A 15,560-nucleotide genomic window follows, 5' to 3' on the forward strand; every position below is an offset into this window, starting at 1 on the left:
CCGTCTATTGTCACCCTAAAACGTGTTAAAAGAGATGAAGCTATTCCTTATAGACGCGTATGCACTGATCTACCGGTCGTACTACGCATTTCTTAAAAATCCGCGGATCAACTCGAAAGGCATGAACACTTCTGCCATTTTCGGGTTCATCAACAGTCTGGAAGATGTGTTGAAACGTGAGAATCCAACGCATATTGCCGTTGCTTTCGACCCGAAAGGCCCGACATTCCGTCACGAAGCTTACGAATTATATAAGGCACAGCGGGAAGAAACGCCGGAAGTGATCCGGCAGTCCGTACCTATTATCAAAAATATTATCGAAGCCTACAATATCCCAATCCTGGAAGTTCCCCGTTTCGAAGCCGACGACGTGATAGGCACCGTCTCCAAGCAAGCGGAGAAAGAAGGATTCGAAGTCTATATGATGACACCGGACAAAGACTATGGCCAGCTGGTGTCCGAACATATATTTATGTACCGCCCTAAATTCGGAGGCGACTACGAAGTGATGGGTGTACAGGAAGTATTGAATAAATACTCGCTGACTTCGGTCGACCAGGTGATCGATCTACTGGGACTGATGGGCGACAGCTCCGATAACATTCCGGGATGTCCGGGTGTCGGAGAAAAGACAGCACAGAAATTACTCGACGAGTTCGGTTCCATCGAAAACCTGCTGGAGAATACCGACAAGCTGAAAGGCTCCCTTCAGAAGAAAGTAACGGAGAATGCCGAACAGATCCGTTTCTCCAAATTCCTGGCAACGATCAAGACGGATGTCCCCATTCAGTTCGATGCCGCGCAATGTATCCGGGAAAAACCGAACGAAGTGCGTCTGACCGAGATTTACACTGAATTAGAGTTTAGAACATTTATTAACAAAATGTCCGGAGAGGAGAAAAAGCCTGCCCCTGCTCCTGCCCCTAAAGCAGCCAAAGGCCCTGTTCAAGGCAATCTCTTTGACTTATTTGCGACCGAAGAGCCGAGTGTTCCCAAATATTCGACTCTCGCGAGCTTAAAAACTATCCCTCATAATTACAATATCGTTGATTCTGAAGAGAATAGAGCTAAATTAGGGCGTTTTTTACTGGATCAGGATTTTTTCGCTTTTGACACAGAAACCGACGGCATCGATCCGCTGACAGCCGGATTGGTCGGAATGTCGTTCGCAGTCAAGGAAAATGAGGCATGGTACGTCCCGGTTCCTGCCGACAAGGAAGAGGCAGCAAAAATTGTCGCCCACTTCTCCCCTGCCCTGCAAAACCCGAAATCACAAAAAATAGGACAGAACATCAAATTCGATATCATGGTCCTCCGCAAGTACGATGTCCGGGTAGCGGGCCCGCTGTTCGACACCATGATCGCCCATTACCTGCTCAACCCGGAGCTGCGTCATGGGATGGACTACCTCGCGGAGACTTATCTCAAATATAAACCGGTTCCCATTACGGAACTGATCGGCCCGAAAGGAAAGAACCAGTTATGCATGCGCGACGTGCCGCTCGACCAGATTGCGGAGTATGCCGCCGAAGATGCCGATGTCACATTAAAGTTGAAAAACTTCTTTGCCCCCGAACTGAAGAAGGCAGGGATCGAATCTCTTTTCTTCGACATCGAAATGCCATTAATATATGTACTGGCAGAAATGGAGCAGACAGGAGTCAAGCTCGACACGGTCGCTTTAAAACAGTCATCGGAAGAACTGACCGAAACTTTGCTCAAACTGGAAAAAGAAATCCATGAACTGGCAGGAGTAAAATTCAACATCAATTCCAGCAAGCAGGTCGGCGAGATCCTTTTCGAACGGCTGAAGATAGAGGAAAAAGCAAAGAAGACAAAAACCGGCAGCTACAGTACCAGCGAGGATATCCTGGAAAAACTCCGGTCGAAACATCCGGTCGTAGACAAGCTGCTCGAATACCGGGGACTGAAAAAGTTACTGAGCACCTATATCGATGCGCTGCCCGAACTGATCAGCCCGGTAACAGGTAAGGTCCACACATCGTACAACCAGACAGTCACCGCCACCGGCCGTCTGAGTTCGACCAACCCGAACCTGCAGAATATCCCTATCCGGGATGCACTGGGACGTGAAATCCGTAAAGCCTTCATTCCCGACAATGCGGACTGTACTTTCTTCTCTGCCGACTATTCGCAGATCGAACTGCGCATCATGGCGCATCTCAGCAACGACGAGCATATGATCGAAGCTTTCCGCAGCGGAGCGGATATCCATGCCGCCACGGCTGCCAAAATATACGGTATTCCGGTAGAAGAAGTCAGCAGCGATATGCGCCGTAAAGCGAAGACAGCCAATTTCGGAATCATCTACGGTATTTCGGTATTCGGCCTTGCAGAACGGCTGAACATCCCCAGGGCGGAATCAAAAGAACTTATAGAAGGATATTTCAAAAACTATCCGGGTATCCGTGATTATATGGACGAAAGTATCCGCATCGCCAAAGAAAAAGGGTATGTGGAAACGATCTTCAAACGCAAGCGGTATCTGCCGGATATCAATTCACATAACGCTATCGTCCGCGGTTATGCCGAGCGAAATGCGATCAACGCCCCCATCCAGGGTAGTGCTGCCGACATCATCAAAGTAGCCATGGTACGTATCTTCAATCGTTTCGAATCCGAAGGCTTGAAGAGCAAAATGATCCTCCAGGTACACGATGAATTGAACTTCAATGTCTGCAACGACGAATTGGAGAAAGTAAAACAGATCGTCCTGGAAGAGATGGAAGGTGCCATCAAGCTACAGGTCCCACTGATCGCCGATTGCGGCGAAGGGGTAAACTGGCTGGAAGCACATTAAATACAATTTACATTGTAGCAACCATTCCGGATATAATGATTAATAGTCCTGTAAGGACGGGACAGACTAGCCCAAGGTTTTAACCTTGGGTATAAGTAAGTTAAGTCGTTTTTTCGGCACAAACAAGCTCACATTTGATCATAATGAAACATTCATATTTAATAAAAACTGAAAAATGATCAGAAATTACATATTCTTAATCCTGACTCCATGCATATTGGCCTGCAGCTGTTCAAAACCTGAAGTCACAGTAGAAAAAATAGACATACAAACTGTTTCTCAAACCTCAATAGAAGAGGAAGCATTGACAGACCTTCCGGACCTCTTTGCCCCTCCCCTTCATCTACTGAACGATACACTGCTTTGCCTGTTGAATCCGCAGGATGCATCTTCCATCCGCATCTTCCGGACGCAAAGCAAAGAGATGGACCAATATACGCTGAAAAGGAAAGACACTTCAATCGTTATATCCCCGGACAGTCATTTAAATACTAAACTCGACTATCTCAACCGGGCAAACAATGTCTACTATGAACTGGTCGTCAACAACGGACAAATGTCGATCGCCAATTTCATCCGCCTGCGGTTAGGAGACTTTTCTCCCAGTGAAGCATACCAAACCGAAGATAAACGATTTGTCTGCCTGGGTCCTTTCATCAAAGGTCTGCTGAGCGTATATAACAGTGACAAACGGAGTAAAGAAATGCTCTTTTTCGGAAACTATCCCGTGATTGGTTCCGAGTATCAATACAAAGAATATCTCGATTTTTTTCAAGGACATCTGGCCAGATATGACAATCAGTTTGTATATGCCAGTACCTACTTCGGCTATCTTTCATCCTATATCTATAAAAACAAACGATTAGTCAAACAATGGGAAAAGCAAACATCCGATTTTTTGTTTCACAAGACACCCGACCGCATCCGGTTCGATAGTCTGCACCACGAGGGATTCGGGTGCGTCACGATGGGGAAAGAACATATTTATGCTTTCAGCCAATACCTGTCTGAAAAACATCAGAAAGGAAACGGAATACTCATCTTCAACAGGGATGGCAAACTAGTTTCCCATTTGATAATAAAGAATCCGATGGTTTTTCTTACCGTAGACAGCCAGGAAAAAAACTTGTATGCCGTTTCCTACAATTTGAAAGAAGAGAAACTATACATTGGGAAGTACAATCTCCCGGAAAGTCCGAAATAGAACCATCCTATAGATCTGTTTTCTCATCTCCCTATAGATATTTACCTGAAACAGGTGACTTAAATTGAGCAATATAGCTACAAAAAGTAGATAACAGCCCCGTTTCGCCCTCATTTACACCCCCATCTTGGCATTCCGCACACCCGGGTGTAAAAGGGGACGAGACCCGGGTCTCGGTAAACTTATATCATTATCTTTCTGATCTTAAGTCATATACTTAGTCAAAAAAGTCATAAGTCTACACACAATGAATGATAGTTATGATAGATGGAATGATAGTTATTTCTGGCAACTATCATAATACAAATAGCTATCATTCAAGGCATTAAATCAGAAAATGATAGTATGATAGTTATTTTATAAATTATACTTATAGTATATAGCGCTTAAATGTCTTCTACAAAATGAACGGGATATTGTTCCCAGTACTTCCTGTAAACCCGCTCGTCATTCCCGTCAAAGTTCAATTGGTACATTCTGAATGTAACCAGGAAATCTTTAGGTTGCCATTGCTCTTCATAAGAATATTGATACTTCATGCCTATACTCTGCATGACCTTCCCACTTCGAGGATTGTTTACATCGTGCGTAGCGGTAATATACCGGATATCTGTCTGTTTCAGCATATCCACCACCGCCCGGCAAGCCTCTGAAATAAACCCTTTATGCCAAAATTCTTTTCTGAGCCCATACCCCAAATCATGGCTATCATCACCGCTTACATGGACATATCCGATCGGGACATTGTCTTCTTTCAAACAAACAGCATACTGAAATCCTTCTTTCCGGACATAGCTATCCAGGTACTTCTTTTGAAGATACACTTTTGCTTCCTCTATATCTGTAAGAGGAAACATAGGTAAGAAAGTATTCACTTCCTTATCACTCAGGATAAGAAATAAAGCTTCTGCATCTTCTTCGACAAACTGGCGTAAAATAAGGCGTTCCGTTTCTATAAGCTCATTCATCTCTTCCTGCTTTTCTTGCATAACCTTCTATATATCATTCGATAGGCAAAGATAATCATTCATGCAAAAAATTGATTACCTTTGCACACCAAAACGAGGTGAAAGGAATATAATTGACAATAAAAAAAATACTATAACAATATGGCATTACAATGTGGCATCGTAGGTCTTCCGAACGTAGGGAAATCTACTCTTTTCAACTGCTTATCGAATGCAAAAGCACAGTCTGCAAATTTCCCGTTCTGTACGATCGAACCGAACGTAGGTGTTATCACCGTTCCCGACGAACGTCTGAACAAGCTGGCAGAGCTGATCAACCCGAAACAGATCGTTCCTACTACGGTAGAGATCGTCGATATCGCCGGCCTGGTAAAAGGAGCCAGTAAGGGAGAAGGATTAGGGAATAAATTCCTTGCCAACATCCGCGAAACAGATGCTATCCTGCATGTGTTACGCTGCTTCGATGATGAAAATATCGTACACGTAGACGGTAAGGTAGACCCTGTACGCGATAAGGAGATCATCGATGCGGAACTCCAGATCAAAGACCTGGAAACGATCGAAAGCCGTATTGCCAAAGTGCAGAAACAAGCCCAGACTGGCGGTGACAAGCAAGCTAAACAAGCCTACGAAGTATTGATAAAATATAAGGAAGCACTGGAACAGGGAAAAAGTGCCCGCACAGTTACGTTCGAAACGAAAGACGAACAGAAGATTGCCCACGAACTCTTCCTGCTGACCAGCAAGCCCGTCATGTATGTTTGTAACGTAGACGAAGCGAGTGCCGTAAGCGGTAATAAATATGTCGATGCAGTACGTGAAGCTGTGAAAGACGAAAACGCAGAAATCCTGGTCGTAGCAGCCAAGATCGAGAGCGAGATTGCCGAGTTCGAGACTTACGAAGAACGCCAGATGTTCCTTCAGGAAATCGGACTGGAAGAATCGGGGGTAAGCCGCCTGATCAAATCCGCCTACAATCTGCTGAACCTGCAGACCTATCTGACTGCCGGTGTACAGGAAGTACGTGCCTGGACATTTGAAAAAGGCTGGAAAGCTCCGCAATGTGCCGGTGTGATCCATACTGACTTCGAGAAAGGATTCATCCGTGCGGAAGTGATCAAATACGACGACTATATCAAATACGGTTCGGAAGCAGCCGTGAAAGAAGCCGGAAAGATGAGCGTGGAAGGAAAAGAATATGTCGTACAGGACGGCGACATCATGCATTTCCGCTTCAACGTATAAAAAGACATTACGTCATCAGATAAGAAGCCGTTCCCGTTATCAGGAACGGCTTTTATTTTTTGAATTCCTGTACTGCAACGGTGTGACACCAAAATACTCCTTAAAGCATTTTCCCATATATCCCGGACTGGAAAAGCCGGCTTTCCAAGTTATTTCCGAGATGGTCAGATCGCTGTTTTCCAGGAACCAGGCACATCTCCGCAACTTTATCTGCAGGATAAAGTCATTCAGTGTCAGTCCGGTGATACCTTTTATTTTAGCCCCCAGACGCGTACGTCCCACCGCGATCTCACGGCACCACATATCGATATTAAATTCCTTATTCTCCATATTCTCTTCAATGATCCGGACAGAATCTTCCAGGAGCTGCTGGTCCAAACGGTTCGTAGCCAGCTCAGTTGGAGTCGTCTCCGCCTCCGTACGGAAACGAGCCTGCTGCCGCTTCAGAGTAGCGATGATGTTATTACATTTCAGCAATAATAACTCGATGTTGAACGGTTTCATTATATAATCGCTTGCACCGCATTTAAGCCCCTCCAAAGCACTCTCCAGATCGATACGGGCAGTCAGTAAGATGATCGGAATATGCGATGTTTCGAGCTTCCGCTTCAGGCGCTGACACATCACTGTCCCGCTGATACCCGGCATCATCACGTCGCTGATGATAAGGTCCGGCTGCATCTCCTCTGCCATACGAATACCTTCTTCCCCATCGCACGCCTTATATACTTTATACCGGATAGAGAAAGCCTCCTCCAGAACTTGCAGCAAATCTTCATTGTCTTCCACAAGCAGTACGGAAAGCGACTTCTCCGTTTCTTTCGTATCCGGCAGCTTGTCCATAGATACGACATCTGGTAAATCGGGCATCCCGATCACTTCTTCCCGTTTTACTTCCTGTATAGGCAGGACGTCGACCGGTTGCGTCTCCGTCGATTTCTGCTCGGAAGTCAGATGCTCGTCCCCCAGCCGCAGCGTAACCGTGAAAGTCGTACCTTCTCCCAGTTCACTCTTCACCTCGATCTGTCCTTTATGCTGCATGATTATCTCCTGAGTCAGTGCCAGTCCGATACCACTTCCCGATAAGGATATGCCGGTCGCATTATCCGCCTGGTAAAACCGTTCGAATATATGAACCTGCTGGCTTTGGGGAATACCAGAGCCAGTGTCGGAGATACGTATCTCCACAACTTCTTTTTTACGAAGTATGCTTACGGTGATGGTTCCCTCTTTCGGGGTAAACTTAAACGCATTCGAAAGCAGGTTGTTAAACACTTTACGTATCTGTACCGGATCGAACCAGACAGGTATCTCTTCATCCATCGTTTCGAGCCTGTACTGAATCCGGTTCGTCACGGCATAATCCTTGAATGAATCGAATATCCGGCGCATAAAAGCAACCAGGTTCTGCTGGCTTGCATGGAAAGGCATTTTTCCCTGTTCCAACCGCCGGAAATCGAGCACCTCCGTAATAAGCTGCTGCATCTGCGCCGTATATTGCCTCACCTTCAGCAGCTTGCTCCGGAACGTACCTCCCAGGTCGTAGTTCTGCAGGATCAGGTCGACCTGGCTGATCATCAGCGTAAGCGGAGTACGCAGTTCATGCGATATGTTGATATAGAATTTCAGCTTCATCTGGTTCAGCTTCTCTATACGTAATTTCTCCCGCTGTTCGAGCTCTAAAGATGCCTTCAGGAACGCCCGGCTCCGGTTAAAACGGATCAGCCAGACCAGGAACAAAAGGACCAGCAAACCATACAGGGTAAAAGCGTAAACTGAAGCATAGAAAGGAGGACGGACGCGGATAGGCATGACGATCTGCTTGCCGTCTCCCACCTCCCTCAGCAATAAATTATAATTCCCCGGAGGGATGGAAGTGTACACTATCTGTTGATGACGGGTACGCGTCCACTGCTTATCCAGTCCTTCCAGCTTATATTCGAACAGATTCTTATCGGCATACCGGTAGTTGGTCGAAGTAAATCCCAGCGTGATGTTATTCCGGTCGTAGGGAAGAGTAAGACGGGAGGTATACGAAACAGCTTCCCGCAGGATATTCGATGAAGGCGACGGATAGACCGGCATATTATTCACGGAAAGACTGTTAAACGAGATGGAATAAGAGACCTCTACAGGAGCCAGTCCGAACTCTTTCGTAGCAATCATCCCTTCCACACCTCCGATAAAGATCATGCTGTCTTTGGGAGACAGATACACTCCGCAATTGGAATTTAGCCGGTGCAGCGGAGAGGAAGTTCCCAGCAAGGTATGCGTACTTTTTCCTGTTTTCATATCCAGCAAGGTAATTCCCCGGATAGAAGTAACCAGCAGCCGTCCCGTAGGAGTGATCAAAGCCCGGAAAGGCTCGTTTGTCAGCAACTGACCTTGTTCCTGGTTATAGCATGTCCAAAAATCATTCATCGGATCATAGCGTAAGACCCCCACTCCCGTCACGACGAAATAGAGATTCCCCCTACTGTCTTCCGTAATGTGCGGAACCGGCTTCTTTCCAATCATACTTTTCACCGACGGTATCTCTTCGGCAGTCCGGGTATCCATCCGGATACAAAGAATGTCCTTATTGGCAGGAGTAAGCCACAGCCTGTTTTCGTTATCCAGCCAGGCGGAACGGATGGTTCCATCGGTCTGATTAAGCAGTTCGGGATCGGAGAATAAATGAGACAGCTGCTGGGTTGTCAAATCCAAAAGGTATAATCCTGTCTGGGTTATAACGATCAGATTACCCTGCCAGGGTATCAGGTCCGTAATGATCCGTTGCCCGTCATCCTGCAGTATATCTGTTCCCAGCTGTTTCAGATGACCGGAAGAGGAATAACAATACAAGCCGTGGCGGAAAGTACCGATATACAACCGGTCGTTTTCAGCATCATACCAGACGGACTTGGTCGTACGGCAAGGGATACGCAAAAGGCCCGGGTCGAAATATTTGACCTTCTGTGTTGTACGGTCCAGGCAGTTCAACCGTCCATGTTCAGTCGCAATATACAGATTGCCTTTCGTGTCCTCAGCCATCTTACCGAACAGGAAACCATCCAGGCTCTCCGGATCGTCGGGAGAAATACCGTAGAATGTATAATCTTCGGTATTCGGATTGAAGTAACTCAACCCGCCATAATAGGTTCCGACCCACATGCCCCCCTGCCTGTCCCTGAAGATCGCATACACCGATGAATGCTTCAACGACCAGGAAACCTGTTCCTTATGCGACAGATGATAACAATCCCGAAGAGACGAGTTTACCACAGTGATACCGGCATAAGTACCGATCCAAATGTTCCCCTTGATATCCTGATCGATAGTACGTACCTGATTATTGACAAGCGGATGGGCGGTATCGTTCTCCCGCATGGAAATCCACTCTCCTTCACTGAACACTTTGGCACCATTGGATAATGTACCTACCCACAATCTCCTCCAATTATCTATAAACAAAGAAGTGATCGATTCATCTTCCAGCAGATTCTGAAAAGTCCCGTTTGAATAGTTATACAATCCTTTCGTCGTAGCCAATAGCCAGCCGTCATCCATAAAATGCAGATCCCGGATGATCAGTGTAGAATCAGGCAAAGCACAGATCTTTTCCGATACGCCATTGGATTTATAACGATACAATTCGTTCCTGTTAGCATAAAACAAGGCTCCATGATGGTATTCCAGAGCATGTGCCTGCACCGTTGTCAGCCGGAACTCTTCCGTCCGCATATTGAAAAGGACCAGCCGTCTGTTGGCCAGCATATAAATACATGAATCCCCGTCTCCACAAATTCCGTGGATGTTATTGTCCTCGACCTCATCCAGATAGTTAGAGAGGCGGAAAGAGCGGACAATTCTTCCGTCATACACATTAAAATTATCATTCCCGAACCAGATAGCTCCTTTAGCATCCTGATAAATAGAAATGGCTGAAGGCTGTGTAAAACCGTCGTTCAGATCGACATGTCTAAAATAAAGCTCTTTCGCCGACAGCGGTAATAATGTGCATAAACAGAGTAGTAGATATAAGTATTTAACCCCCATAAACATAGATATTTAATGCAAAATTAACTCATTTTTAGCGGCAAGCAACAACAATCGCGGACATTAACTAAAAGCCAAATAGTAATATCCGTCAAAAAAATAGCAATATCCGTCACTAACGGCATTTACCATTCTATCAACAGATTCTAATACGCCTTTCTTTCAGCACCTTATAGCTTTGCAGCATTGAAAATAAATTTTCTTGAATCTAATTAAAGATTTGTTTATGAAAAAAGTATTGAGACCTATCGGACTTATTTTACTGTCCGGCGCTCTCTGCTCTACCGGACAGGTATTTGCAGCAGACGGCACACCGGAAACTGTCGCCAACATCGCTCAACAAAAGAAGCAAGTAACAGGTACAGTTACCGACGCATTCGGCCCTGTAGCCGGAGCTTCCGTTTCCGTAAAAGGAACCAGTGAAGGAACTATTACAGACATGGACGGAAATTTCTCCATTTCCGTAGCGCCAGGAAGTACACTTTCTATCTCTTTCATCGGCTATGTTACACATGAAATCAAGTACACGGGACAGACATCCCTGAACGTAACATTGAAAGAAGATACCCAGACAATCGATGAAGTGGTTGTTACCGCCATGGGTATCAAGAAAGAAAAAAGAGCCCTCCCTTACGCCATGAGCGAACTGAAGGCAGAACAGATCCAGACTGTTCCCGTACAGAACGTAGCCACCTCTTTATATGGTAAGGCTGCCGGTGTACAGATACAGCAGACAGCCATGGGACCTACGGGAGGTACCAAGATCCAGATCCGTGGTATCAACTCGGTGGAAGGTAACACCCGTCCGCTGATCGTTGTCGACGGTATACCTATCAACGACGTAGATTCTAACTGGGCCGGTCGCGAACGTAGCGAAACACAACAAGGTTCTGCCCTTAACGACATCAACCCGGACGACATCGAATCGATGTCTATCTTGAAAGGTGCAAACGCTGCCGCCCTGTATGGTTCACGTGCGACCAACGGGGTAATCGTGATCACTACCAAACGTGGCGGCGAAGGCAAAGGACTGGGCATTCAGGTAGGAACTTCCTATACGTATGACCAACGTGCTTTCATGCCGGAACTCCAAAACGTATTCGGTGGCGGTGACAAACCCTATTTCACGACAAACGCAGACGGTCAAAACATTTATAACGGTGATACTTACCGTAGTTTCGGTCCGCGTATGGACGGAACGGAAGTGATTTGGTGGGATGGTGTAAAACGTCCGTATTCCCCGCAACCGAACAACTACCGGGATGTATTTAAAGACGGTTTCAGCAACAACAACAGTATCTCTATAACCAACGGTACCGATAAGAACAGTATCCGTCTGGCCTATACGAATATGAACTACGGCGGTTACCTGGAAAACTTCAAGCAGAACAAGCATAACTTCAGCTTCTCCGGTAACTTCAAGGTGCACGAACGTCTTACGTTCGATGCTTCCGTCTCATTCAATATCTCGGATACGAAGAATCCGCCTACACGTATCGACCGTGTATCCAACTACCCGATGCCTCGTAACGAAATCACCCAGTTATGGAAAGACCACTACAAGAATGATGAAGGTTATTTCCTGACAGACCAAATATCGAGCATCAACTCCGGAAACCGCGACAACATCATCAAATACCTGATGTGGCAGCAGAACGAAAACGAATATACGCAAAAACGCGAACGCCTGATCGCTTCATTATCTGCCAACCTCAAGATATTCGACTTCCTGACTTTCCGTCTGCGCGGTGGTACGGACCGTTACCGTGACGACAAGGAAAACAAAGAATACTTTACTAAATATTCGGATCCTTCAGACATGAACAGCCTGGAAGGCACCTACCGTAAGGAAGATGCGCACTACCAAAAAAACTATGTGGAAGGTTTGTTGATGTTCAACAAGGCAATCAATGAAGATTTCGACGTGTCTGCCAACCTGGGTGTTTCCGGTGAAGATATCACGGAATCGAAAGTAATCTGGGAATCTCACGGATTGAAATACAACGGTATGTTCTCTTCCAACAATAACAAGAGAGACCCGAAGGGTGCCGGCAGAGACAAAGTCGTTAACCAGGGTGAGTTCCTGGGAGCCGTCTTCGCCTCTGCACAGGTTGCTTACAAACGCTTCCTATATTTGGATTTGACCGCCCGTAATGACTGGTCTTCCCGTCTGACAGCTGGTAACCGCAGCTTCTTCTATCCGTCTGCGGGTCTGAGCTTCGTGTTCACGGAAGCATTGGATCTGCCGGATTGGTATAACTATGGTAAGATCAGAGGATCATATGCAATCGTGGGTAACACGACACCGTCTATCTACTTTACCAACTCTGAATATCAGTACGGATCATTCAACAGTTCAATCATTACGAATGAGTTCAAAGCAGACGTTCCTCCTACCAATATCGTTCCGGAAAAGACCTATTCATGGGAAGTCGGTCTGGAAAGCCGCGTGCTGAACGGCCGTTTAGGATTAGACCTCGCTTTCTATACCAACAAAACCAAGAACCAGATCATCACCGTTCCGGTGGCTCCTTCTACTGGTGCTACAGGCATGAGAATGAATGCCGGTGAAATCGGAAACCGCGGTGTGGAACTTCAGCTTACCGGTACTCCTGTTGAAACAAAGAACTTCAGCTGGGAAGGTATTCTGAACTTCGCCTATACGCATAATGAACTGCTTTCATTGATCGACGGCATGGAAGACCGCCAGATCAGCAACCCGTGGAGCGCCGCAATCTTCAAGGCTGTTCCGGGATATGCTACACCGAGTGTATTTATCCGTAAATGGATACGCGATGACCAGGGAAGAATCGTTGTGGATAAGAACGGAAACTATCAGCAGGAATCTGAATTTACTTATGCAGGCAGTGCAGCCCCGAAGTTTACGGCAGGTTTCACGAATACATTCCGTTACAGAGACTTTTCTTTAAGCGTACATATCGACGGTTCATTCGGCGGTAAACTGCTTTCATTCACCAATAATTTCCTGAAAGCATCGGGAGCAGGTAAGGAATCCTTATGGGGACGTGATGAAGAATACGGCGGTCTGGCTTATTACATCGATAAGAACACAAATCAAAAGATACGCCTGGACAGTCACAGTGCTTCAGCTCCGGCAAATGCCCTCGACGGTCGTGTACGCCACGACGGTATCATTGTTGACGGTGTAAACGAAAAAGGAGAAAAGAACGATATCATCGTATCGGCAGCCGACTATTACAACTCACGCTACAACCGTAACGGTTCTGAAGACAACCTATATGACAACACCTATATCAAACTGCGTGAAATGAAATTATCGTACCGCGTTCCGAACAATATCGTTTCTAAGATCGGTCTGCAGAACCTGAATGTTTCATTGATCGGTAGCAACCTGTTCTTCATTTACAAGAATGTTCCTAACGTGAATCCGGAAGCAACATTAGGTACAGGCGGTACGAACCCGTATGTGGAATACACTTCTTACCCGTCAGCCAGAAGCTTCGGTTTTGCTATCAACACCAGTTTCTAAACCAAGTAACTTATTCATAATAAAAACAGTAAACTTTTATGAAACATTTAATATATAGCCTGCTTTTAGGTACTGCCGTAGCCTTCTCTTCCTGTGAAAGCAAACTGGATGACAAGCATGATAATCCGGATGGATTTACCACGGCAGAGATCGAATACCTTTTTACCAAAGGTGCATTAAAAACGATCGAAATCGATTACGCCGATACCTGGAATTATAACTTTCGCCTGATCGGAAACTATATCCAGACAACTGCTCGCCAGGCAGGAAAAGACCGTGTCAACCTGTACCAGAATATTCAGGACGATAAGGCACGTTGGGAAAACTATTATGTAACACGTATGAGCACTCTGACCGAGATAGATAAAATGTATGCTACTCTGTCACCGGATGAACAAGCTAAATATCAGATTTTTGTCGAAGCCGGTAAGGTTCTGAAAGCATACAACACGGCTATCGCCACCGACTTTTTCGGAAATATGCCTTACACGGAAGCTTTCACTGCACGTAATGTAGTCTATGGCGGAAGCGTAATCTTCAAACCGAAATACGATACTCAGAAAGATATTTACTATTCTATCCTGGAAGATCTGAAATCTGCAGCTGCTTATTTCAAGACAGCTACTACCAGCAATACGTTCAAGCAGCAGGATATTATCTACAAGGGTAACTGCGACGGCTGGTACAAGTTTGCCAACTCACTGCGCCTGCGCTACGCCATGCGTATTTCAAATGTCGATCCTGATAAAGCGAAACAGGTATTGGCAGAGCTTTCACTGGATCAGCTGATCACCAAAAACGCTGATAATACTTATATCATGGTTGACAACCAGAGTACTGCACCTGACGGTATCTGGCGCGCCATGAGAGAGAGTCATTCGAAAGCTCACAGCTATTACATGTATCCACCGGAATTTACCGTCAACTTATTGAAAGAAGCCACCGACCCACGTTTGGTAGTATTCTATCAGCCGGCAACGGATGACGAAGGGGATGTTTATGAAGACAGCAAAGAGATCATCGGCTATCCTTCGTCGGCAGATAAAGCCATCGCTTTGGTGAACGGTCCGAACGGAACAGAGCTTTTCAAGATCTACGGATGTCTGAATACGGTTACTTTCCGTAAGAACTATCAGTTGCCGGTAGGTATCGGCATGACGGCTGCCGAAGTTTATTTCTGCCTGGCAGAAGCTGCACAACGCGGTTTATTCAGCGGAAACGCTGAAGAGTTCTATAACAAAGGGGTTATCTTATCTATTCAGAACTACTACGAATATTATAAGAACAGCGATGCGGAAAAGGGTAAAGATATGGACATTGCCAACAGAGACGTATCCGACGGTACTTTGGGTAGCTGGCTGGCGACTTCAACATTCAAATTCAACCCGGCAAAGGCTTTGGAACAGATCGCAACCCAAAAATGGCTGCACCTCGGCTTCCTGCAGATCTACGAAAACTGGGCTGAATACCGTCGTACGGATTTGCCTGTTTTCGATGACGACCGTGAAAACGGTGTTCTATTGAACAAAGAGAATGCCCCGGTACGCTTTTTATATCCTTCAAAAGAAGCATCCATGAACACGGAAAACTACAACGCACAATCGGAATACAATAAGATTGGTGCTCGTTTGTGGTGGGATGTAAAATAAGTCTCACTCCCTGAACTTTAAGCATTGACCGTATGGTTGATAATTGTTACCTTTGCGCTAATGATTACCGGCCATACGGTTTTATATTATGGATATATTCAATAACAAACAGAATAAATACCCG

7 protein-coding genes are annotated in these 15,560 nt (G+C 45.8%); 5 read left to right on the forward strand and 2 right to left on the reverse strand.

Features of this window, described 5'->3' with window-relative positions; translation table 11 throughout:
• Positions 1–34 precede the first annotated feature (34 nt).
• Together polA and DXD68_RS13045 are read left to right on the forward strand one after the other, a co-directional pair.
• On the forward strand, positions 35–2,821 hold the full coding sequence (gene polA / locus DXD68_RS13040; RefSeq protein ID WP_122361998.1) for a DNA polymerase I: 2,787 nt from the start codon (positions 35–37) through the stop codon (positions 2,819–2,821).
• 175 nt (positions 2,822–2,996) lie between these two features.
• Positions 2,997–4,025 (forward strand): hypothetical protein, encoded by a 1,029-nt coding sequence (locus DXD68_RS13045; RefSeq protein ID WP_122361999.1) that lies wholly within the window; start codon positions 2,997–2,999, stop codon positions 4,023–4,025.
• A gap of 386 nt (positions 4,026–4,411) precedes the next feature.
• Here DXD68_RS13045 and DXD68_RS13050 read toward each other — a convergent pair whose 3' ends face one another.
• Positions 4,412–4,993, reverse strand: coding sequence for a GNAT family N-acetyltransferase (locus tag DXD68_RS13050; protein WP_075560220.1), 582 nt, complete (start codon positions 4,991–4,993; stop codon positions 4,412–4,414).
• Between the two features lie 141 nt (positions 4,994–5,134).
• On the opposite strand from DXD68_RS13050, the gene ychF reads away from it, so the two are divergent.
• A complete protein-coding gene (gene ychF, locus DXD68_RS13055; RefSeq protein WP_122362000.1) occupies positions 5,135–6,238 on the forward strand; it encodes a redox-regulated ATPase YchF in 1,104 nt (367 codons plus the stop codon).
• A 39-nt stretch (positions 6,239–6,277) separates the two neighbouring features.
• Here ychF and DXD68_RS13060 read toward each other — a convergent pair whose 3' ends face one another.
• Complete coding sequence (locus DXD68_RS13060) at positions 6,278–10,276, reverse strand: hybrid sensor histidine kinase/response regulator transcription factor (protein WP_122362001.1); 3,999 nt, start codon at positions 10,274–10,276, stop codon at positions 6,278–6,280.
• Positions 10,277–10,502: 226 nt separating this feature from the next.
• Between DXD68_RS13060 and DXD68_RS13065 the strand changes: the two genes are divergently transcribed.
• Together DXD68_RS13065 and DXD68_RS13070 are read left to right on the forward strand one after the other, a co-directional pair.
• A complete protein-coding gene (locus DXD68_RS13065; protein WP_122362002.1) occupies positions 10,503–13,787 on the forward strand; it encodes a SusC/RagA family TonB-linked outer membrane protein in 3,285 nt (1,094 codons plus the stop codon).
• A 38-nt stretch (positions 13,788–13,825) separates the two neighbouring features.
• Positions 13,826–15,436 (forward strand): SusD/RagB family nutrient-binding outer membrane lipoprotein, encoded by a 1,611-nt coding sequence (locus DXD68_RS13070; protein ID WP_122362003.1) that lies wholly within the window; start codon positions 13,826–13,828, stop codon positions 15,434–15,436.
• The last annotated feature ends 124 nt before the right edge of the window (positions 15,437–15,560 follow it).

This window comes from Parabacteroides sp. TM07-1AC, assembly GCF_003480915.1.
Lineage (GTDB): Bacteria > Bacteroidota > Bacteroidia > Bacteroidales > Tannerellaceae > Parabacteroides > Parabacteroides chongii.

Excerpts from the sequence above, each read along its gene's own strand:
- polA (WP_122361998.1), top strand. The coding sequence starts at position 35 with ATGAAGCTATTCCTTATAGACGCGTATGCACTGATCTACCGGTCGTAC.
- DXD68_RS13045 (WP_122361999.1), top strand. The coding sequence starts at position 2,997 with ATGATCAGAAATTACATATTCTTAATCCTGACTCCATGCATATTGGCC.
- DXD68_RS13050 (WP_075560220.1), bottom strand. The coding sequence starts at position 4,993 with ATGAATGAGCTTATAGAAACGGAACGCCTTATTTTACGCCAGTTTGTC.
- ychF (WP_122362000.1), top strand. The coding sequence starts at position 5,135 with ATGGCATTACAATGTGGCATCGTAGGTCTTCCGAACGTAGGGAAATCT.
- DXD68_RS13060 (WP_122362001.1), bottom strand. The coding sequence starts at position 10,276 with ATGGGGGTTAAATACTTATATCTACTACTCTGTTTATGCACATTATTA.
- DXD68_RS13065 (WP_122362002.1), top strand. The coding sequence starts at position 10,503 with ATGAAAAAAGTATTGAGACCTATCGGACTTATTTTACTGTCCGGCGCT.
- DXD68_RS13070 (WP_122362003.1), top strand. The coding sequence starts at position 13,826 with ATGAAACATTTAATATATAGCCTGCTTTTAGGTACTGCCGTAGCCTTC.